At 21.8% G+C, this 24,512-nt stretch carries 22 protein-coding genes; all 22 read left to right on the plus strand.

Going from position 1 to position 24,512, the window contains the following annotated elements:
- On the plus strand, nt 1–949 hold a 949-nt coding region (locus tag BRSU_RS13735; protein ID WP_048596162.1), incomplete at its 5' end, for a rhamnan synthesis F family protein.
- A gap of 7 nt (nt 950–956) precedes the next feature.
- Entirely contained in the window at nt 957–1,898 is a 942-nt protein-coding gene (locus BRSU_RS13740) for a rhamnan synthesis F family protein (RefSeq protein WP_048596163.1), read from the plus strand.
- Nucleotides 1,899–1,905: 7 nt separating this feature from the next.
- Nucleotides 1,906–2,904, plus strand: coding sequence for a rhamnan synthesis F family protein (locus BRSU_RS13745; protein WP_245158124.1), 999 nt, complete (start codon nt 1,906–1,908; stop codon nt 2,902–2,904).
- Between the two features lie 214 nt (nt 2,905–3,118).
- Entirely contained in the window at nt 3,119–4,159 is a 1,041-nt protein-coding gene (locus BRSU_RS13750) for a glycosyltransferase domain-containing protein (protein WP_048596164.1), read from the plus strand.
- A complete protein-coding gene (locus BRSU_RS13755; protein WP_048596165.1) occupies nt 4,156–5,121 on the plus strand; it encodes a GDP-mannose 4,6-dehydratase in 966 nt (321 codons plus the stop codon). The genes BRSU_RS13750 and BRSU_RS13755 overlap by 4 nt, the downstream gene beginning before the upstream one ends.
- Nucleotides 5,122–5,217: 96 nt before the next feature.
- Nucleotides 5,218–5,394, plus strand: a complete 177-nt coding sequence (locus BRSU_RS14540) for a hypothetical protein (RefSeq protein ID WP_157031507.1) — start codon at nt 5,218–5,220, stop codon at nt 5,392–5,394.
- Nucleotides 5,395–5,640: 246 nt separating this feature from the next.
- Nucleotides 5,641–6,168, plus strand: a complete 528-nt coding sequence (locus BRSU_RS13760) for a hypothetical protein (RefSeq protein ID WP_048596166.1) — start codon at nt 5,641–5,643, stop codon at nt 6,166–6,168.
- A gap of 430 nt (nt 6,169–6,598) precedes the next feature.
- Nucleotides 6,599–8,650, plus strand: a complete 2,052-nt coding sequence (locus BRSU_RS13765) for an O-fucosyltransferase family protein (protein ID WP_048596167.1) — start codon at nt 6,599–6,601, stop codon at nt 8,648–8,650.
- Nucleotides 8,651–8,668: 18 nt separating this feature from the next.
- Nucleotides 8,669–9,865, plus strand: coding sequence for an FkbM family methyltransferase (locus BRSU_RS13770; RefSeq protein WP_048596168.1), 1,197 nt, complete (start codon nt 8,669–8,671; stop codon nt 9,863–9,865).
- 86 nt (nt 9,866–9,951) lie between these two features.
- Nucleotides 9,952–10,917: a radical SAM/SPASM domain-containing protein gene (locus tag BRSU_RS13775; protein WP_048596169.1), complete on the plus strand. Its 966-nt coding sequence runs from the start codon at nt 9,952–9,954 to the stop codon at nt 10,915–10,917.
- Between the two features lie 65 nt (nt 10,918–10,982).
- Complete coding sequence (locus tag BRSU_RS13780) at nt 10,983–12,374, plus strand: ATP-grasp fold amidoligase family protein (RefSeq protein ID WP_083997926.1); 1,392 nt, start codon at nt 10,983–10,985, stop codon at nt 12,372–12,374.
- Nucleotides 12,375–12,410: 36 nt separating this feature from the next.
- Nucleotides 12,411–14,039, plus strand: a complete 1,629-nt coding sequence (locus tag BRSU_RS13785; RefSeq protein WP_245158125.1) for a peptide ABC transporter substrate-binding protein — start codon at nt 12,411–12,413, stop codon at nt 14,037–14,039.
- Between the two features lie 25 nt (nt 14,040–14,064).
- On the plus strand, nt 14,065–15,288 hold the full coding sequence (locus tag BRSU_RS13790) for an ATP-grasp fold amidoligase family protein (RefSeq protein ID WP_048596170.1): 1,224 nt from the start codon (nt 14,065–14,067) through the stop codon (nt 15,286–15,288).
- A 100-nt stretch (nt 15,289–15,388) separates the two neighbouring features.
- Complete coding sequence (gene rfbC, locus BRSU_RS13795; RefSeq protein ID WP_048596171.1) at nt 15,389–15,967, plus strand: dTDP-4-dehydrorhamnose 3,5-epimerase; 579 nt, start codon at nt 15,389–15,391, stop codon at nt 15,965–15,967.
- Nucleotides 15,968–15,972: 5 nt separating this feature from the next.
- The gene (gene rfbD / locus BRSU_RS13800) at nt 15,973–16,818 is read left to right on the plus strand and encodes a dTDP-4-dehydrorhamnose reductase (RefSeq protein WP_048596172.1); all 846 of its coding nucleotides are present in this window, start codon (nt 15,973–15,975) and stop codon (nt 16,816–16,818) included.
- A 20-nt stretch (nt 16,819–16,838) separates the two neighbouring features.
- Nucleotides 16,839–17,702, plus strand: a complete 864-nt coding sequence (rfbA, locus tag BRSU_RS13805) for a glucose-1-phosphate thymidylyltransferase RfbA (protein WP_048596173.1) — start codon at nt 16,839–16,841, stop codon at nt 17,700–17,702.
- A gap of 8 nt (nt 17,703–17,710) precedes the next feature.
- Nucleotides 17,711–18,781, plus strand: a complete 1,071-nt coding sequence (gene rfbB, locus BRSU_RS13810) for a dTDP-glucose 4,6-dehydratase (protein WP_048596174.1) — start codon at nt 17,711–17,713, stop codon at nt 18,779–18,781.
- Nucleotides 18,782–18,791: 10 nt separating this feature from the next.
- Nucleotides 18,792–19,787, plus strand: a complete 996-nt coding sequence (locus tag BRSU_RS13815; protein WP_048596175.1) for a rhamnan synthesis F family protein — start codon at nt 18,792–18,794, stop codon at nt 19,785–19,787.
- 3 nt (nt 19,788–19,790) lie between these two features.
- Nucleotides 19,791–20,780 carry a rhamnan synthesis F family protein gene (locus BRSU_RS13820; RefSeq protein ID WP_048596176.1) on the plus strand — a complete coding sequence of 330 codons (990 nt, stop codon included), beginning with the start codon at nt 19,791–19,793 and terminating at the stop codon, nt 20,778–20,780.
- 124 nt (nt 20,781–20,904) lie between these two features.
- Complete coding sequence (locus BRSU_RS13825) at nt 20,905–21,729, plus strand: tyrosine-type recombinase/integrase (protein WP_048596177.1); 825 nt, start codon at nt 20,905–20,907, stop codon at nt 21,727–21,729.
- Nucleotides 21,730–22,167: 438 nt separating this feature from the next.
- Entirely contained in the window at nt 22,168–23,400 is a 1,233-nt protein-coding gene (locus tag BRSU_RS13830) for a CHC2 zinc finger domain-containing protein (RefSeq protein WP_048596178.1), read from the plus strand.
- Nucleotides 23,397–24,506, plus strand: a complete 1,110-nt coding sequence (locus tag BRSU_RS13835) for a DnaB-like helicase C-terminal domain-containing protein (RefSeq protein WP_048596179.1) — start codon at nt 23,397–23,399, stop codon at nt 24,504–24,506. The genes BRSU_RS13830 and BRSU_RS13835 overlap by 4 nt, the downstream gene beginning before the upstream one ends.
- Nucleotides 24,507–24,512 lie beyond the last annotated feature (6 nt).

Raw genomic sequence — 24,512 nt, forward strand, 5'->3', positions numbered from 1 at the left:
AAGGTTAGCGATATTTGCAGGATATGATAAAGATAATATCATAGATGATTATGTAGTATATTATATTAAAGAATTAAAAAAAGTAGCTGATATAGTTTATGTTTGCAACTGTAATATGTTAGAAAGTGAATTAGATAAAATATCTTCTTATTGTATTCATATTATTAATGGCAGACATGGAGAATATGACTTTGGATCATATAAAAGAGGATTTATTTATGTTAGGAATAATAAAATAATATTTGATTATGATTATTTATTACTCTGCAATGATTCTAATTTTGGCCCATTTATTCCATTTGAGAATATGTTTGCACAATTAACATATGATAAAGCTACTGTTTATGGTTGTTTTAAACATTTGGAAATAAATAATTTACCTAAAAATAATATACATGGGTTAAAAAAAATAGATGAACATTTACAATCTCATTTTTTAATAATTCCACAACAAGTTTTTTTATCAGAATGGTTCTACAATTTTATAAAAAACATAAAACTTAAAGAAAAAATACAGATAATTAATAATTATGAAATTGGAATGGGAAAATTATTTTCAGATCATAATATTAATATGAAGTCTTTATATGGTGAAGATAATTATAATAAACCATATTCTAATCCATTAGAACTTATCAAAAATGGTTATCCATTTTTAAAAAAAATAAGAAAAGATCTAAATATAGAAGAAATTAAATCTATATTGAATTTAATAAAAGATCATTATAATATAAATTTAATTATCAATTATTATTGTAGATTTCCTGATGAAAATATTTTGTGTAACAAAAAAAAATTAGAAAATGATTATAGCTTGTTAAATACTAAAACAATAATATTTACTTTTTTGCAATTTAAAAACTGGGCAGTTTGTAGTATTATTAAAGATATAAAATATATAAAAATAACATTATTTGGAATAAATATAATTTTAAAAAATAAAGGATAGAACATAAATGAAAAGGTTAGCGATATTTGCAGGATATGATAAAGATAATATCATAGATGATTATGTAGTATATTATATTAAAGAATTAAAAAAAGTAGCTGATATAGTTTATGTTTGCAACTGTAATATGTTAGAAAGTGAATTAGATAAAATATCAAATTATTGTATCCATATTATTAATGGAGAGCATGGAGAATTTGATTTTGGATCATATAAAAGAGGATTTATTTATGTTAGGAATAATAAAATAATATTTGATTATGATTATTTAATGCTTATAAATGATTCAGTTTTTGGTCCTTTTTTTGATCTAAAAACAATAGTAGAAAATATGGAGAAAAAAGATTTAGATGCTTGGGCTATGTTTCATTGTTTATTTGATCATATTAATATTGAGCATTTGCAATCTTATTTTATATCTATAAAAAAGAAAATTTTTATAACACAAAATTTTGTTTATTTTATGCAATCAATAACTAAATTAGATTCTAAATATGATATGATTATACATCATGAATTTGGTCTTACTAAATTTTTTCTAGATAATAATTACAAAATAGGTGGATATTTTGATTCTTCAAATATAAAAACAGAAAATGATAATAATTTGCCTTTTCATAAATCTGAAGAACTTATTAGAAATGGATTTCCATTTTTTAAAAGAAGTATATTAGAACCTTCATTAAGATTACAAACATATAATTTTACTGTTGATAACTGGAATAATATATTAAATACCATTGAAAATAATTACGATATCAATTTAATAAAAAATAATATAGAAAGAGTTTTGAATATAGACTCTAATACTTTACTTCCTAAAATAGAACAAACAACTGAAGATAATATATCAAAAAAAGATAAATGTTTCAAACTTTTTGGATTAGAATCAAATGATAAGTATCAAACACTATATATATTTGGCATAAAAATTACTATAAAAAGGTAATATTAATATGAATACAATAAGAAGAATAGTAATATTTGCAGGATATGATAAAGATAATATCATAGATGATTATGTAGTATATTATATTAAAGAATTAAAAAAAGTAGCTGATATAGTTTATGTTTCTGATTGTAATATGTTAGAAAGTGAATTAGATAAAATATCTTCTTATTGTATTCATATTATTAATGGCAGACATGGAGAATATGACTTTGGATCATATAAAAGAGGATATATTTACGCAGAAGAACAAAATATACTCAAAGATTATGATTATTTAATGCTTATAAATGATTCAGTTTTTGGTCCTTTTTTTGATCTAAAAACAATAGTAGAAAATATGGAAAATAAAAATTCCGATGTTTGGGGTATGTTTAAATATTTAGAAAATAATACAGAAAAGGAACATTTACAAAGCTACTTTGTTTCAATGAAGAACAAGGTTTTTATATCAAAAGAATATAATAGTTTTATACACTCGGTTAAAAAAGAAACAGATAAAGGAGAAATAATTAGAAAATATGAGATAGGACAAAGTGTTTTGTTTAAAAAATGTAGCTATAGTATAGAAAGTTTTTTGGATTCAAGTAGCAAATCAGACTGTAATATTGAAAATAATGTATTATTATTTGATCCTCTTCCTTTAATAGAAAAAGGATTTCCATTTTTAAAGATTTTTATGTTCAAAAATCTACTTGAATTAAAAAAACATCATGTTATAAATATGGATATAACTCGCTTATATAGAATTATAGATATAATAAAAAAAGATTATGAAATTAAATTAATTATAGACTATTTAAATAGCAATAATATTATGTTTCCTAAATTTAGAAAATTGAAAAATTATTTTTTAAATAAAAAGTTTTTGTATATAGAATTATCTTATTATAATTTAGAAAAATGTACATTATTAATAAAATTATTTAATTTTATCAGAATTACTATATTTATTCCAAATAAATATATATTTTATAAAAATTTTGACTTTATTTTGAAAACTTAATAATATTATGAAATATAATTCTAAGTTTTAGAATTGATATTATAAACTTTCAATATATTAGGAATGAGCAAAATTAATATGTGTAAATTATTAAATTTAATGAATATCAATATTTAAAATCTTATTTTAAATATTGAAACTTAAAAGAATAAAGATATAATATACCTTTAATAAAAAAACATTAAATTACTATTATATTTTAAGGATATAATTTATGACACAAGAACAAATAGATTTAATAAATAAAGTAGTATGGTTTATTCCGTTTAAAAACAAAAGAAATGCTGTAAGAAATTTTCTTAATAGTATAGTAGAAAATATAAATATTATAAATTCTATAACTCAACATTCAGTAAATCAAAATCAGCAAATCACTGATTTAATACAACACTCTATTAATCAAAATCAGCAAATAATTGATTTATTACAGCATTCTATTAATCAAAATAATTATATAAATAAAGAAACGCTTAATTATATATTAACTCTTAAAAAAGAATTATTGGAGTTAAAAGGAAATAAAGAAAAAAATAATAAAAAAGTTATATATACTTGTATAACAGATAGATACGATAATTTATTTGTACATACTTATATTAATAATGATTGGGATTATATTTGTTTTACAGATGACAAATATTTAATAAATGCTCAAATTTATGGTAATTGGATAATAAAACCTCTTCAATTTAATGAATTAGATAATACTAGGAATAATAGATGGCATAAAATGCATCCTCATATAATATTAAAAGAATATGATCATAGTATTTATTTAGATGGTAATATAGATATAAAGACTAGCTATCTATTTGAATGTATTAATAATTGTATTAATAATAATGAAACAATATCCATACCTAAACACTATTTAAGAGATTGTTTGTATGATGAAGCAGATATAGTATGTAAATATAATATTGATAATCCAGATATAGTAAAAACTCAAATGGAAATATATAGAAATGAAAACTTTCCAGAGCATTATGGATTTACAGAAAATAATTGCATTTACAGAAAACATAATGATCAAATTATTATGAAGACTATGGAAGAATGGTGGTATTGGGTAAAAAATTACTCAAAAAGAGATCAATTAAGTTTATTTTATGCTTTATGGAAAAATAATATAAAAATGGAAAAATATTTAACAGATATGCCTATAAGATATGATTTTAATAATTTTAATTGGTTTTATCACAAAAAAAGTAATGAAACATTGTTAGAAGAAAGTAAAAGATTAGGATTTGTATGATTTATTTAATAACAGGTGTTGCTGGATTTATAGGTTCTAACCTTTTAGATGAACTATTAAAAAATAAAGATAATATTATTATAGGTATAGATAATTTAAATGAGTTTTATGCTCCAATTATTAAAAGAAAAAATATTCAGCATAATTTAGAAAATAATAATTTTAAGTTTTATAATATTGATTTATTAGATACAAATCAATTAAATAAAATATTTGAAAATCATAAAATAGATAGTATAGTACATTTGGCGGGTTATGGAGGTGTAAGACCTTCTATAGAAAAACCTAAACTCTATATAGACAATAATATAGTTGCTACTCTTAATATATTAGAATGTATGAAAAAATATAATGTAAAAAAGTTAGTTTATGCATCTTCAAGCAGCGTTTATGGAAATTCAAAAGAAAATATTTTTAAAGAAACACTTAATGTAAGTAAACCTATTTCTCCTTATGCTATGACAAAAAAAGCTTGCGAAGAATTATGTTATACCTATCATAAACTTTATAATATTAATATTATAGCTTTAAGATTCTTTACAGTTTATGGAAAAAGACAGAGACCTGATTTAGCTATATCAAAATTTACAAAGCTTATACTTGAGGATAAACCAATACCAGTATTTGGAGATGGCAATACTATAAGAGATTATACATATATTGATGATATAATATCTGGAATTATTTCTGCTATAGAGTATAATAAAACATCTTATGAAATAGTTAATCTAGGAGGTGGAAATCCTGTTAGTTTAAATAGAATGATAGAAACTATAGAAAATGTTTTGAATAGGAAAGCTACTATAGAAAGAATGTCCATGCAAAAAGGCGATGTAGATAAGACAGCCGCAGATATTAACAAAGCTAAAAAACTTTTAAATTATAACCCTTCTACTAGTTTTGAAGAAGGAATAAAAAAGTTTACAAAGTGGTTTAAAAATAATATGTATAATGAGGTATAGATGGAACTTAATGAATTAAAAAATATTTATGATGAGAAATTTTGGTGACCTATACGAGGAAATTATAATTATAGATCGGCCAAAATGATTTTACCAATGATATTTAAATATTATAAACCTAATTCTATTATAGATATAGGTTGTGGTATAGGTACTTGGCTAAGTGCTGCATTAGAATTAGGAATTCAAAATTTACAAGGTATGGACTGCAATGAAATATCTGAAGACTATTTATTATTACCAAGAAAATATATTGCTATAGATAATTTGTAAACTCATGAAAATAAAGATAATAAAAAATATGATTTAGCTATATCAGTAGAAGTAGCAGAACATCTGAATAATTTAGTATCAGAACATTTTATACAAACACTAACTAGTTATAGTAAAGTTATTATATTTTCTGCTGGAATACCATATCAGGATGGAACTAATCATATTAATTGTCAGCCTCCTCAGTTTTGGTATGATATTTTTTCTAGGTATGAATATGTTTGTTTTGATTTTAGAAATGAACTAATGAATATGTGGGAAGAAATCAATCCATGTTATTCTCAAAATTTATTACTTTACGTTCATAAAGATTTGGCATATATATTTAAAAACAATTTAAAAATAACTAATAGACCTATATTTTTTTATCATCCTGCTTATGTTAATACAATAGTACATCATTCTAATAATGATATAAATAATTTAACAATACAAAATAGTCAATTATTAAAATTAAATGAGAATACACATTATATAAAAAATAAGTATGAAGAATTAAAACTGAATTTAAATTGGTTTAGTATATTAAGTATATTTGGTATTCAATTATTTACTATTTCAAATAATTCTAATTATTTAAGATTAACTGTATTAGGAATAAAATTAACATTTAAAGTTAATGAAGAAAGTATTAATAAAATAGCTTGGTGGATACCTATAAAAAGTTTAAGAAATAGTTTCAGAGTTAAATTTAAAATAGAAGACCAGACCAAACCTAATTTTTATACTATACATTTTTGTATTTATAATAATACAAAAACTAAAAAATTATAACCTATGCTGCATTGTTATATTGCAGCATAGGTTATAATTTTTTAGTTAGTATAGAACAATAAATCTACAATAGCTATTTCTAATGATTTTAATAATAAAATTCAATAAAGAAAAAAATTCTATATAATAACAAAATATCTATATATTATAGCAAATGATTTAATATTATTTATATAACAATTTAAATAATTATATAAACATTTAATAATAACTCTAATAATTTATAACTAAAGCCAAAACAAAACTTATTTATGATTTTTTGTATTCAAAATACAGAATATAAATAACTTAACTATACCTGAAAATATACTTGTATTATTTTCAGGTATCTGTTATTATATTATAAATTTCATTTGAATTTATAATTTACTTTGATGTTTATAAAAAGTTTTAGAGATAAATTTTAACAGTACAAAATAATTTAATAACTATGAAAAAATTAATTATTTTTGAAATAACAGCTGGATTTACAGATCAAATTACAATATTATGTACGGCATTAAAAATTAAACAACTTTATAATGCAATTATTAAATTAGATGTTTCATGGTTTCATGATAATAAATATGATGAATTAAATAATGAAGAAAGAAAATTAAGAATTATTGATTTATTTTATGATTTAAATCTAGATATAGCAACTCAAGAAGAAATAAATTTGGCAAAACAAACATTATATATTGATGGTAGAAATAAGAATATAGATTTGAATGGTTTATTACAAAGCACAAATGTATCTATTTTATATATAAATACATTTGTAACTCATTGTAAAATAGTAGATAATATTAATAATATTGATGTAAATATGATATTAGATATAGATAAGTACTTATTTAAATACTTATCAAATGAAAATAAAAACATAATTAATGATATGATTCAATATGATAGTGTAGCATTACATATAAGAAGAGGAGATTATATATATTTTTTAAATCATAACAGAGAAAATAGCATTTTTTCATTAGACAAATTAAGTTTATCTATTTATTACTTAATTTATATTTTAAAAAATCAAAATATAAAATTCTATATTTTTTCTAACAATTATGATTATGTTATAACAAATATAGTGCCTATAATAAATAATTACAAACTTGAATATAAAATTATACAAGATAATGAAGAGTATATAGATTTTTATTTAATAACAAAATGTAAATATACTATTTCAACATTTGGGAAATTTGCCAAAACAGCTTTTTTATTTAATAAGAATGTAGATAAAATTTTAATAGATACACATAAAACTAATTTCTTATCTTTACAGCCATATAATTATATAGATGATATTATCATAGAAAATTTTAATAACTATTTAAAACCAAAATATGAAAAATTTATTGTTACTAGTGGATTCAATAAGCAGTCATTTATATCATCAAATGTGATGATTTATATATTAGATTTTATTCATAAAAATAGGTATAAAAATATATGTCAATTGGGAATGTTAGATGGATTTGAAACCCATAGCATATTAAAATATGCTATGGGTATGAATAAAGATTTAAAATTAAATTGTTTTGAAAATAATGAAATAGAAATTTCTGGATATGAAAGCGTATTATTTACTGAATCTGAAAAAAAAAGATTAAATCTATTTATGCATAATAATATAGTTGATACAAATAATATTTATAACTTAAAAGATATAGACCTTATATTTATAACTAAAGAAAATAGTCATCCAATAGTGATGTTTTATTTATTGTATTTATTTTCACACATGAATAAAAAAATAACTATAATATTAAATGGTTTATCATGTGAAGACTCTTTTTCTATAAATGATTATATATATAATCTATATAATGGAGAAAAAAACAGATTTTATGATATAGATAAATGTGAATATAGTAATATAGGATTTATAAAAATATCAAAAGATAATCTGCTAAAAATTATCAAGAATGTATCAAATATATCATTTAATTATCAAAATAATATTTTTTTCTACAATCAAATTGTTGATATTAGAAAAGATTATTACAATTATTTTAATATTGATAAAGCCTATGAAAGATTATATAAATTAAAAGAATATATGGCTAATAAATTTAAAAAAGAAGATATAGATTATATTATAAATAATATAAAAAATAATATAGACAATAAAAATTTTCTATATTCAAATAATATTGATTATAGAATAAATAATAGCAAAGCATTATATTTACAAAATAATAAAATAAATGATATTTATAACGAACTAAATGAATTAAAAATTATATATAATATTATCCTTAATAAAATAGCTTGGTGGATACCTATACGAAAATGGCGTGATAGCTTTAGAGCTAAATTTAAAATAGAAGACCAGACCAGACCAGACCAGACCAGACCAGACCAGACCAGACCAGACCTAATTTTTATACTATACATTTTTATATTTATAATAATACAAAAAATCAAAAATTACAACCTATGCTGCAAGATAGTAATGCAGCATAGGTTTTTTGTTGCGATTATCAAATAAATAGTTTAAGGAATAAAAATGGATAAAAAAACAATAGACAATATAGCTTGGTATATACCTTTTAAAAAGTTGAGAAATTCTATAAGAGAATTACTATTATATTTTTATAATAAATTAGAGTTGGATAATTATCCAAATTATAAATATATAGCATTTGAACGAGATAAAAATTTTGAAAATAAATTAAATACTATAATTCATTTATCTAAATTTATAAATTATAAAAGAAAATATAATGGCGATGGTATAGAAGTTATTCCAAATTATAATAATAATATACTTTATTATTCAGATTTTGGAAATATAGAAAATAAGATACAAGAATTATATGATATAAATAAGATATATGAAACATTTAATTTATTTAATGATGAATATAGTAAAGATATATATTTGATGCAAATAATAAATTATAGTTTTTTTGAAGAAATAGGAAAAGGTATAATGCTTCCTTTATATTATTCTCATATATGGAATTCATACTATGATATGGATGATTTCATAAAAGAAGAAATAAGTATAGATGGTAAAAAATTATTTTTTTGTGATTTATCAAATATTAATATACCTATTTCATTACATGTACCTTATAAATATATTTATTTTGCAAATTTTATAATAGAACAATATAGGTATAAAAATAAAGTTACAATTAAAAAAGGCGATTATGTTATAGATGGCGGTGGATATGTAGGAGATACAGCATTGTATTTTGCTAATTTAGTTGGAAATCAAGGAAGAGTATATTCTTTTGAATTTATAGATGATAATTTAGATATATTTTATAAAAATATGGAACTAAATAAACATTTAAAAGACATTATACATATAATAAAAAATCCTTTATATAGTAAATCAAATGAAGAATTAATGATTAATATCAGCGGATCTGCTTCTAGAATAGATAAGTCAAACAATAATAATGCTTCTAAATTTCTAAGTATATCTATAGATGATTTTGTTTTTAATAACAAAATAGAAAAAATAGATTTTATAAAAATGGATATAGAAGGTGCTGAATTAGAAGCATTAAAAGGTGCTGAAAAAACAATATTACAATTCAGACCAAAATTAGCTATATCTATTTATCATAGTTTCAATGATTATTATGAAATACCTTTATTACTTTCAAAAATGCTCAATAATTATGAATTTTATTTTGATCATTTTAAAGTTGGCAGAGGAGAAAGTATTTTATTTTGCAAACCTATTTAAATATTAACAATATACAAGATTTTATTTAATGAAAAAATTATAAACTATTTTATTATAAAATAATTTTTAATTATAAAGAGGAATATATGAATAAAAAAACAATAGAAAAAATAGCTTGGTGGATACCTATTAAAAAATTGCGTAATAATTTCAGAGAAAAAATGTATTCCAATATAATACCTGAAAATATTATAGATTATAATAATAAAGTTAAAACTATTTATAATTATAGAAAAATAAAATTAATCCATCTAGAAACCCATAATAGATGCAACAATGACTGTCAATTTTGCCCAGTTAGTGTAGGTAATGAGAAAAGAGAATACCATAAAATGTCAGAAGAATTATTTATAAAAATAATGAATGATTTATCTAAAATGAATTATAATCAAAGTATATCATTATTTTGTAATAATGAACCATTTTTAGATACAAGGATAGTAGATTTTTTTAGGATAGCAAAAGAAAAATTACCTAATGCTTTTCATTATATTATGACAAATGGTTTGATAGTATCTTTAGAACAATTCAAAGAATCATATAAATATTTGGATATGTTTCTTATAGATAATTATAATAATAATAATGAATTAAATCCAAAGGCAAAAATCATATATGATTTTTGTATGCAAAATCCAGAATATAAAGAAAAAACTATAATTCTTATGAGAAGAAAAGATGAAATATTATCTAGTCGAGCAGGAAATTCACCAAATAGACAAACTTCTTTACAAAAGATAAAACATTTATGCAGTTTACCTAATCATCAATTTATTATAAGACCAGATGGAAAAATATCACTATGTTGTAATGATGCTTGGGGACAAATGACTTTAGGAGATTTAAATAAAAATACAGTAGAGGAAATATTTAATTCAAGATATCATAATAAAATATGTAAAAAGTTACTTAAAGGAAGAGATAAAATTACAATCTGTGAATATTGTGATTATGTAGATGATCTTAATATAACATATAATAGAATAGTTAATAATATTCCTTCCGATGGTTTAACTAGACACAAAAACAACCCTGCTAATATATTAAAATAACAGTTGTATTATTTTATTATTTTGTTATAATATTAAACAAGCTTTTAATAATTGGATACTTGTTTATGACAAAAGAAGAAAATATTGAATTTAGAGAAAAAATAATTAAAGAACAATTTCGAAATGCCTTAGGATATGAGCTCAATTTAGAAAATCCAAGAACATTTAATGAAAAATTACAATGGCTAAAACTATATTATCATGATCCTTTAATGACTAAATGTGCTGATAAATATTTAGTACGAGAATATATAAAAGAAACTATTGGAGAGAAGTATCTTATACCATTGATAGGAGTGTGGGATAAAGTAGAAGATATAAATTTTGATTCTTTACCTAATCAATTTGTACTAAAAGTAAACTGGGGAAGCGGCCAAAATATTATAGTAAAAGATAAAAGTCAATTAGATATAGAAGAAACTAAAAATAAATTAAGATATTGGATGCTACCTACTTCAAATCATTATTATTATTCTTATGAATGGCCTTATAAAAATATAGAACCCAAAATAATATGTGAAAAATATATAAGTTTTAACAAAAGCTTTTTTGATCATAAAATATATTGCTTTAACGGGAAACCATATTTTATGCATATAGTTGAAAATCCACACTCAAATTATACAAAAGTTAATATGTATGATATAAATGGTCATAAATTAGATTTAATTTTTGATAACTATGAACATATTCAAAATCTAAATGATTACACCCCACAATATTTAGCTTTACTATTTAAGCTTTCATCACAAATTTCTAATCATTTTATCAATGCTCGTGTAGATTTTTATATAATGAATAATAATATATATTTTGGAGAAATAACTTTTACACCTAGTAATGGAATAGGTAAATTTGAACCTCAAGAATGGGATTATAAATTTGGAGAATTATTAAAATTACCTAAAGAAAAGATACTAGAATATGATGTACTTGACAAAGAAAGTATTATAAAAGAAGCCTGCAATCTTGAACCTATAGTTAAACAATATAGAGATTTAGAGAGTAATTTCAACTATACCAATATAAATAATACTAATACTATTAATTATCTCAATAATGAATTAAGTAATTATAACAACACTATAAAATACATAAGGCATACAAATGAAGAATTAAGGCTAAATTTAAATTGGTTTAGTATATTAAGTATATTTGGTATTCAATTATTTGCCATTTCAAATAATAATCATTATTTAAGATTAACTATACTTGGAATAAAATTAACATTTAAAGTCAATGAAGAAAGTATTAATAAAATAGCTTGGTGGATACCTATACGAAAATGGCGTGATAGCTTTAGGACTAAATTTAAAATAGAAGACCAGACCAGACCAGACCAGACCAGACCAGACCAGACCAGACCTAATTTTTATACTATATACTTTTATATTTCTTATAATAAAACAAAAAATCAAAAATTACAACCTATGCTGCCATATTATAAAGCAGCATAGGTTTTTTATTGCAATTTTTTTAGGAGTTTATATAAAATGGTAAAATATTCAAACATACATAAGTACTATGTGTTAAAAACAGTAATATATATATTATTCATTATTTTCATAATGATTTCCTGTCAAAAAACAGATATAAATAAAAAAGAAATAATTGTAAATTTATTTACTGAACCTTTAACTATTGATCCAAGCTTAAACACAGATAGTTGGCCAGCTAGTTATATGCTACATAACTTTGAAGGATTAGTAAAAAAGGATGAAAATAATAATATTATACCTGGGGTAGCTGAAAGTTGGAATATAAGCGAAGATGGATTAATATATACTATAAAATTAAGAACAAATGCCAAATGGAGCGATGGTAAAACTGTAACATCTCATGATTTTGTTTATACATATCAAAGAATTGTTAATCCTAAAACAGCAGCAAAATTTAGCTATTTCTTAGATCCTATAAAAAATGCTAAATCTATATATGAAGGTAAAAAAAATATAGATACATTAGGAGTAAAAGCATTAGATGATTACACTTTAGAAATATACCTAGAAACCCCTACAGCATATTTTTTAGATTTACTAGCTTTTCCAACATATTTACCTGTAAGAAAAGATATAATAGAAAAATATGGAGATAAATGGACTTTAAATCCTGAAAGCTACATAGGAAATGGTCCTTTTAAGATGATAGAAAGAAAAATAGACGATAAATTAGTTTTAGAAAGAAATACTTATTATTGGGATACCAATAATATAAAATTGAACAAAATTACATTTTTATTATCAGATGATTACAATCTTAGTTTAAGTGGGATATTAAATAATAAATTAAATTTTTCAAAATATGTATCTAGAAAGAATTTAGATTTTATAAAAGAAAATAATATTCTAACAACAAAACAAATGTTAGCAACATATTGTTATCGTATAAATAATACAAATGAAGTTTTAAATGATATTAGAGTTAGAGAGGCTCTAAATTTAGCTATAGATAGAAATTATTTAGTAGAAACGATAACTAAATTAAATGAAAAGCCTGCTAATGCTTTTGTTGCATATGGGATAAATGATTATGAAGGAAATTTTAGAGAAAATGGAAAGAATTATTTTGATATATCAAAAGAAGGCTATTCTAATAATGTAATTAAAGCCAAAAAATTACTAGAAGAAGCAGGATATAGTAATAAAAAATTTCCTCCTTTAAGTATTACTATAGCATCTGAAGAAAAAGATATAGAAATAGCAGAAGCTATACAAAATATGTTAAAAGAAAATTTAAATATAGATACAATAATTAATAAATACGATTTTGGAACTTATTTATCATACATGCATAGTCGTAATTTTGAATTAGCTATGTATAGTTGGTATGGAGATTTTAATGATCCTATAAATTTTTTACTTCCTTTTGAAAGTACATCTTTTCAAAATTATGGATCTTTTATAAATGAAAAATATGATAACTATATACAAATTGCTATAACAAATCATAACAATAAATATAGGATGGAAGTACTTCATAAAGCTGAAGACATTTTAATAGAAAATTACAGTATTATACCTCTATATTTCATTAATGAAGCATTCTTAATTTCTACTAATATAAAAAACATAGAGTATGACCCTATGGGAATGGTTAGGTTTATACATTCTTATATAGAATAACAATAGTTAATATGGAGCCAATATTATGTATGATTTAGAATTTAAAAAAGAATTTTTAAAACAGCAATATAAAAATATTATGGGTGAAGAACTTAATTTAGAAAATCCTAAAAAATATGCTGAAAAATTACAATGGCTTAAATTATACTATCATGATCCTTTAATGACTAAATGTGCTGACAAATATTTAGTACGTAAATATATAAAAGAAACTATTGGAGAGGATTATCTTATACCATTAATAGGAGTATGGGATAGAGTAGAAGACATAAATTTTAATTTACTTCCAAATCAATTTGTATTAAAAACAAATTGGGGAAGCGGTCAAAATATAATAGTTGAAGATAAAAATAAATTGGATATAGAAGAAACTAAAAATAAGTTAAATAATTGGTTAAAACCAACATCTAACCATTATTATTTTTCATACGAATGGCCATATAAATACATAAAGCCTAAAATAATAGCAAATTATTATATAGAAAATTTCAATAAAAAATCACATGAATATAGTATATATTCTTTTAATGGAAACCCTCGTATAATACATTTAATTATTAATTTGCATACACCTCATTTAAAATCTAATATTTATGATCTAGAATGGAATAAACTGGATATACAATATAATTTTCCAAATATAGAATATGATATAAAAAAACCTGAATATTTAGATAAATTATTATCTTTATCTAAACAATTGGCCTCTAACTTTCCATTGTCAAGAATAGATTTTACAACAGAAAATGATAAAATTTATTTTGTAGAAATAACATTTTTTCCTAATGCTGGTTTCATAAAGTTTAATGATAAGAAATGGGATGATTATTACAGCAACTTTTTAACGCTACCAAAAGAAAAGAAAATGGACTATGATTTTGTAGATAGAGATACATTATTAAATCAAATAAATAATTTAGAGCCTATAGTAAAACAATATAAAGATTTAGAATATAACTTTAACTTTGCTAATAATACAATAAATACATTAAATAATAAATTGGATAATTTAAATAACTATATTAATAAACAAAATGAAGAATTCAAACTTAATATAAATTGGTTCAGCTTATTAAGTATATTAGGAATACATTTATTTGCAGTTTCAAATAATTCTCATTATATAAGATTAACTATACTAGGAATAAAATTAACATTTAAAGTTAATGAAGAAAGTATTAATAAAATAGCATGGTGGATACCAATTAAAAGCTTAAGAAATAATTTTAGAAAGAAATTTCAAATATAAATCTCAACTTATATTAGTATAATTTTCTTTTCATAATACTTTACTTTATAGATATTATATTATATAGTTATTATTAACTAATAATTTATAGGATATATATATGCCATTTACTTTTCAAAAATTAGATATAGATGGACTTTTCATAGCTGAGCCAAAAGTTTTTGGAGATTCCAGAGGTTATTTTCTAGAAACTTATAGTGAAAAAGATTTTTTTGAAGTAGGAATTAAAGAAAAATTTGTGCAGGATAATCAATCAAAATCTACAAAAAATGTATTGAGAGGGCTTCATTATCAGAAGAAATATTGTCAGGCTAAATTGGTTAGAGTATTAGAAGGTGAAGTTTTCGATGTTGCTGTAGATTTAAGAAATGATTCTCCTACATTTGGAAAATATTATGGTGTATTATTAACTGAAAAAAATAAAAAGCAGTTTTTTATTCCTAAAGGTTTTGCACATGGCTTTATTGTTTTAAGCGAATCAGCTGTTTTTGCTTATAAATGTTCAGACTTTTATCACCCTGAAGAAGAAGGCGGAATAATATATAATGATAAAAATATCAATATAGATTGGACTTGCGATACTAAAGATGTATTAGTGTCTGATAAAGATTTAAAATTACCAACATTCGACAAAAACAAAAAATATTTTTCATTAGATGGAAATTGGATTGGAGAATAATTTTTATGGTTTGGGTTATTGGTAAAAATGGAATGCTTGCTAAAGATATACTTGCAGCATTCGATAAAAATAGTATAGAATATATTGCAACAGCTTCAGATATAGATATTACTAATATTGATATACTTAATAATTTTTCAAAAGATAAAAATATTAACACAATAATAAATTGTTCTGCATATACAAAAGTAGATTTGGCAGAAGATGAAAAAGATATTTGCTATAAAGTTAATGGGGAAGGTGTTAAAAACATTACAGAAATAGCTTCTAATATAAATGCTGATTTAATTCATTTTTCAACTGACTATGTATTTGACGGAGAAAGCAACAAGCCATATACAGAAGAAGATAAAACTAATCCAATAAATATTTACGGCAAAAGTAAATTAGAAGGTGAAAATTATGCTTTATCCTATAATAAATCAATGGTTATGAGAGTTTCTTGGCTATATGGAATTAACGGAAATAATTTTGTAAAAACTATGATTAAGTTGATGAATAGTAAAGAAAGCATAAAAGTGGTTAATGATCAATTTGGATCTCCTACTTTTACTCAAGATGTTTCTGAAGCAATTCTTAATTTAATTAATAAAAGCAATTATGGTCTTTATCATTATACTAACAATGGAAATATTTCTTGGTACAATTTTGCTAATAGTATATACAAAATTGGAAAAGAATATAATGTTATAAATAATGATTGTCAAATAAATCCATGCACTACTGAAGAATATCCAACCAAAGCTAAAAGACCAAAATACAGTGTTTTATCTGTAGAAAAAATCAAAAAATATGCTAAAATATATGATTATGAATACAGTTTAAATAATTTTTTTAAACTTATAAAATAAATAATTAGAGGTTTTCGATTATGAAAGGAATAGTATTAGCAGGAGGAAGCGGAACAAGGCTTTATCCTATGACAAATGTTATATCAAAACAATTACTTCCTATATATGATAAGCCTATGGTATACTATCCATTATCTGTTTTAATGCTATCAGGAATTAGAGATATACTTATAATATCAACAGAAAATGATACACCTCTTTTCAAAAAATTATTAAAAGACGGCAGTCAATGGGGTTGCAATATAGAATATGCTGTACAAAAGGCCCCTAATGGTCTAGCTGAAGCATTTATAATAGGGGAAAGTTTTATAGGAAAAGATAATGTATCTATGATATTAGGAGACAATATATTTTTTGGTCAAAGTTTTTCACATATATTGGGAAAAAGTGCAAAATTAGAAGACGGAGCTGTTATTTTTGCATATCAAGTAAAAGACCCAGAACGCTTTGGAATAGTAGAAATAGACAAAAATTATAATGCATTATCAATAGAAGAAAAGCCACAAAAACCTAAATCAAATTATGCGGTTACTGGTCTTTATTTTTATGATAATGATGTAGTAAATATTTCTAAAAATATTAAACCTTCTGCAAGAGGGGAATTAGAAATTACTGATGTTAATAAAATCTATTTAGAAAATAAAAAACTTAAAGTTGAAATATTAGGGCGCGGTTTTGCTTGGCTTGATACTGGAACTAGAGATAGTTTGCTTCAGGCAGCACAATTTGTTTCTGCTGTTGAAAATATAGAAGGAATGCAAATAGCATGTTTAGAAGAAATTGCCTATAATAATAAATGGATTGATGCTTCTAAAATAGAAGAAACTGCATCAAAATTAAAAAACTCAGAATATGGAAAATATTTACAAGGTTTAATAAAATAGGATAATATATGAGACAATTTAATAATATTTTAATAACAGGCGGATGCGGTTTTATTGGATCAAATTTTATAAGATATATATTACAAAAAACAGATTATAATGGCAATATTATAAATATAGATGCTTTAACTTATGCAGGAAACAGAGAAAACTTACTTGATATAGAAGAACAATATAAAGGCAGATATTTTTTTGAAAAAGTCAATATTTGCGATGATAAAAAAATAAATGAAATATTCAATAAATATAATCCAAATTGTATAGTTCATTTTGCAGCTGAAAGTCATGTAGACCGCTCAATATATGGTCCTAAAGATTTTATTGAAACTAATATAATGGGTACTTTTATTTTATTAGAAGCAGCCCGCAAATTATGGGAAAATAACAAAGAAAATAAATTATTTCACCATATAAGTACAGATGAAGTTTATGGATCTTTAGGCGAAACTGGATATTTTTATGAAACAACACCTTATGATCCTAGAAGTCCTTACTCATCATCAAAAGCTTCAAGCGATCATATTGTAAAAGCATATTATCATACTTATGATTTACCTGTTACAATATCCAATTGCAGCAACAATTACGGACCTTATCAATTCCCTGAAAAATTAATACCTTTAATGATTTCTAATATAGTAGAAGAAAAAGATCTTCCTGTTTATGGAGATGGTAAAAACATAAGAGATTGGATATTTGTTGAAGATCATAACAATGCTGTACTTGATATAATATATAAAGGTAGGATAGGGGAGACTTATAATATCGGCGGAGAAAACGAGATTACTAATATTGATATGGTAAATATATTATGCGAAAAATTAGCCGTTAAGATGAATAAAGAAAAAGATTATTATAAAAAACTTATTAAATTTGTAAAAGACAGAGCAGGTCATGATAGAAGATATGCTATTAACTGCGATAAAATAAAAAATGAATTAGGCTGGAAAAGAAATTATGATTTTAATACTGCTATAGAACTTACTATAGATTGGTATTTAAATAATAAAAAATGGATAGATAATATTAAAAGCGGAGAATATAAAAAGTGGATTGAGTTAAATTACTCATCTAAATAAATATTAATATATGAAAAGATTAGCTATATTTGCAGGATATGATAAAGACAATATTATAGATGATTATGTTGTTTATTATATTAAAGAATTAAAAAAAATAGCGGATATTATTTATGTATCCGATTGTAATATACTAGAAAATGAACTAGCAAAAATATCAGAGTATTGTATCAATATTATTAATGGTCGTCATGGTGAATATGATTTCGGCTCTTATAAAAGAGGGTACATATACGCCAAAGAAAATAATATACTTCAAAATTATGATTATTTAATACTTTGTAATGATTCTTGTTACGGTCCTTTTTTTAACTTTCAAAAAATAGTAGAAAATATAGAAAGTAAAAATAGTGATATTTGGGGTATATTTAAATATTTGAAAGACATTGATTTTGAAGAACATTTACAAAGCTATTTTTTAGCTATGACAAAAAATATATTTTTATCAAATTGGTACAGTAGTTTTTTACTTTCTGTGAAAAAAGAAGAAAATAAAAAAGATATTATAAAAAAATATGAAATTGGTATGAGTATACTTTTTAAAAATCATAACTGTTCAATGTCATCTTTTTTGGATTCATCTTTTATAGAAAATCCTTCAAATAATAGTATTCCATCTGTATATGCTCTAGAAGCTATAAGCTATGGATTTCCTTTATTAAAGATAGCTATATTTGGAGAACCTACTTTTTTCTTTTTAAATAAAGAAAAAATAAAGAAAATATTTAAAATTATACAACCTTATGATAAAAATATAATAATTAATCATTTAAATAGAACAATGAAGAAAGAAAATATTAAATATCTTTTTCCTAAATTCAAAACAAAACAAGTTCATATTTTTTCTAAAAGTTTTCTCAATATATCTTTTCAATACTCTGTATCAGGAAAATTTCAAATAGCATTTTTTTTATTTAATAAATTAAAAATTACAATAGATTTTCCTAAAAGTATATCATATAATAAAACAAATTATAATGATTTTAATTTTCTCTTAGAGGAATAAAAAATGACAAATAAAAAAATATTAGCTATATTTGCAGGATATGACAAAGATAACATTATAGATGATTATGTAGTGTATTATATAAAAGAGTTAAAAAAAATAGCTGATATCATTTATGTATCCGATTGCAATATGTCAGATAATGAATTAAAAAAAATTAATGACTACTGCATAAATATCATTAATGGCCGTCATGAAGAATATGATTTTGGATCTTACAAAAGAGGATATTTATATGCTAAAGAAAATAATCTTTTGCAAAACTATGATAAAATAATTTTTTGCAATGATTCTTGCTATGGTCCTTTCTTTGATTTAAAAAATATAATAAATAAAATGACTGATTATGATTTCGGAGTATTATATATAAGTAAAGATTTAAAAATAGCTGAACATGATTATATAACAAGCTTTTTTATTATAATAGATAAAAAAATATATAATACAGATTTTTTTAATAATTTTATAGACAATATAAAAAAAGAAGAAGATAAAATGGATATCATAAAAAAATATGAATTTGGTCTTTCAAAATTAATGCTTGATAATAATATAGAATTAAAAAGCTTATTTAATGATAATGGAGAATTTAACAGGCCATACTTTAATCCATTAGCTCTAATAGAAGAAGGTTTTCCATTATTAAAAAGGCATGTATTAGAAAAAAAAGTAACAGTTCCTTTAAATATAGATGAACTAACAAATATTATAAAAATAATAAAAAATAATTACGATATAAAATTAATAGTTAATCATTTAAACAGAGTTGCTGATAAAGAACAAATTAAATATTTATTTCAAAAATATAAACCATATAAAAAAACATTTATTCATGAAAAAATTTTCTCCTTATTTACTAGATATTCTCCATCAGGGAAATATCAAACAGTATATAAATTCTTTAATTCAATAAGTGTATCAATAGATAAACCAATAAAAGATTCTTATATAGAAACTGACTATAAAGATTTTAACTTCTTACTTAAGATATAATTAAATTTATAAAATTATAATAAAAAATTATTATTTTTAAAAATATATACATAACTTAACTTATGTATATATTTTTTTAAAGCCAAATATTGAAATAATATGTAAAAAAAGTATAATTTGACCTATGAATAATAAAATTATGTTAACTAACAATCAGATACAAAATTTAAAAAATGTATTTGGAGAAGCTTATACTAATGTCATCAGACAATACTATAAAAATAATGAAAACTTAAGCTATGAAAGTATTATAAAGTTTTTAAAAGAAAATAAAAAAACTAAATCTAATGCAACTATAGCATTATATAAAGCTGCATTAAAGAAACTAATAAAATATCAAGTAAAAGATTTAAATAAAAAAGCTATAATAGATAGTGCATTTTCTGAAATAAAAATAACTAAAAGAGATAATACAATAACTCAAGAAAAAATAGTATCAAAAGATATAGTAAATAAAATGATAAAGTTATCTAATGAAAAAAATAAACTAATTATACAAACATTATATTCTACAGGATTAAGAGTTTCAGAATTAATAAATATAAAGAAAAAAGACTGTAAAAAAACTATAGAGGATAATATTACTTATATATCGGTATCAGTTATTGGAAAAGGAAATAAGGAAAGAAAAATAAAACTAAAGATAGAACTTTATAATGAAATATTAAAAACTTTTCAAGGAAAAATATATTTATTTGAAACTAAAAATAAAAGAGCTTTTACAAGACAATATATATATAAAATAGTTAATACTGCAGGATTAAAGGCATTAGGAACAAGACAGGTGCATCCTCATACATTAAGACATAGTTTTGCTACCCATTTACTTATAAAAGACAATAAAAGTTTAAAAGCTGTAAGTAAATATTTAGGACATAGTTCTACTGCTATAACTTCCGATTTTTATATTCATGATGAATTATCAATAAAAGACTTAATAAAATTTTAATATATACTGAAAATTTTATAGTTTATCAAAAAATAGAATTTTAAATTTAGGTTATTTGTGGGGGCTAGCCCCCGCTATGCGTACTTCGTAACACCCCCAGTTCTTTTATTGGTATAAGGCGAATCCAGCCTGCGGCGAGAACCGAAAAAACTGCATTTAGTATAAATTTAGGTTATATCCTATACTTAATAAGTATTTTTTTAATATAAAGTTTTAGCAATTGCGTTTTCGCGAAGCGTATGCGTCAAAAAAGTAGATAATTCTATATAAAGAGTATCAGTTGAGAAAATATATTTTTTCAGTATATATAACATTATATTACTATATAATATAATGTTATACTTTTTTAATATATTATATTATTATAGTAATACATAGTAATATATATTTTATAATATATAATATCGATACTATAATAAAAAATTATAATATATTATTATGTACAAATCTGCAGATGATATAAAAAAGCAATATTCTATTATTGATATAGCTATTCGATTAGGTTTGAATATTGATAGAAATAATAAAGCAATATGTCCGTTTCATAATGATAAAAATCCAAGTTTATCATTCAATATAAAAGATAATTATTATCACTGTTTCAGCTGCGGAGCTAGCGGCGACAATATAAAATTAGTGATGGAATTACTTAAATGCAGTTTTAATGAAGCTATTATATTTATTACTGGAAATGATTATAAGTCTATAAAATATAATAATAAAGATTATATTAAAGAAAATAAAGTAGTTAAAGTAACTATAATAGAAGAAAATTATTCAGATATATATAATAGATTTATAGATTTACTTGATAATGAAGAAGCTTTATATTACTTAAAAAATAGATGTATAACAGAAAAACAAGTAATAGAAAATAAAATCAAAAATATACCTAAAGATAGAAAAAAACAATTTTTTATTATAAATGAATTATTAAAACATTATAGTGAAGAAAATCTAATAAAAAGCGGTATTTTATCAAAAAATAAAGAAAATAATAATTTATATTTATTTCATTATAGGCATAGACTCATTATACCGTATTTTGATACAGATATACAAAATATTAATTCTGTTCAAGGAAGAAATATAGATAATGAAGAGATAAAACCTAAATATTTATTCAATAGAAATGCCAAAGATTCAATATATAATATTCATAAATTATCAGATATTAAAGACTTAATTATATGTGAAGGTGCTATTGATGCATTATCATTAGAGCGTTTAGGATACTGTTCAATAGCATTAGCTGGGGTTTCTAAAGTAAATTTATTAGAAAAATATGATATATTAAAAAAATATAATATATACAGTTTTTCTGATAATGATAATGCTGGAAAACAACTAATAAAAGATATATATAATATTGATAATTATAAAGGAAGTTTTGTAATAAACAGCTTTACTGCTAACAATGATATAAAAGATATTAATGAATTATTAATAAAATCTAATATAAAAAGTTTTAAAATAAATAATATAGAGTATAATTATTTTGAAATGCCTAATGATAAAATATGCATATTAGACTATTATATTTTTACTAAAAATGAGTTACAATATATAAAAAATAAGAAGGACTTTAATAAATCATTATATTTACTTAGTTTGGATAAAAAGAGATTAACAGAAAAAGAATATAAATTAAAGTATGGAGAAATAAATTGATTGATAAAGAGCTTATTATTAGTAAAGAAGAATATATAAAAAATGATCTACTTAGTTCATTGAAAGTTATTATAAATGAAACTAATAAAAACAATATAGACACTAATATATTGGAAATAAAAAATAAATTAGATGAGTTTAATGCATTTAATGAAAATAATTCCAATATAGAAGAAAATATATTAAATGAAAACTCTATAGAATATTTAATCAATTTAATTTCGAATACAAAAAACTATAATTTAAAAAATAGTTCTTTTTCAGAATTAGAAAGTTTTTTAAGAGACTCTCTTATAACAATAGGAGCAGAAAGCTCAGTAGGAAAAACATCATTTGCAAGTCAATTAGCATTAGAAATATTAGAAAATAATGATGATACAATACTAGCATTTTACTCATTGGATGATAGTAAAACATTTCTAACAAAAAAAATGATATATCAACTATTAAGTAAAAACTATAAAAATAATAAAAAAAAGCTAGATATTAATAATGAAGATATAATAAAATATATAAAAAAACATAAAAATGATCATTTAAAATTGCTTTTGAGTAATAGAATAGCAATATTTGAATCATTAAATATATATAATTTATATTCACAATTAATCAAATTAAAAAGAAATGCGAAAGACAATCTTAATATAGAAAATCCTAGAATAATAATTATTATCGATTATTTACAAATAATAGATCATGAAAGCAGCAATTTAAGAGAAGGCTTAAATAAAATATGTTCATATTTAAAAGATATACAAAAAAGATTCAATTGTATGATGATACTATTAAGCCAATTTAATAGATCTAGAGAAACAAATATTAATACATTAATAAGATACAGAGAAACTAGTGAAATTGAGAATATATCAGATTTATGTATTAATTTAGAGAGCATACAAAATCAAGATTATTATAATACAAAATTGTATATTGTAAAAAATAAGGCTGGAGAGAAAAATAAGATATTTACAAGCTTAAGAGAGGGGTATACATTCAATAAATTTTCAGAAAATAATAATGTACATACATACAAGATAGCTAAAATATCTTCTGATTATAATAATGAAAATTATGATGATCAAAGCATTGACGATTTTATTTTTTAATATATT

It is taken from the genome of Brachyspira suanatina (assembly GCF_001049755.1).
Classification (GTDB): Bacteria; Spirochaetota; Brachyspiria; order Brachyspirales; family Brachyspiraceae; genus Brachyspira; species Brachyspira suanatina.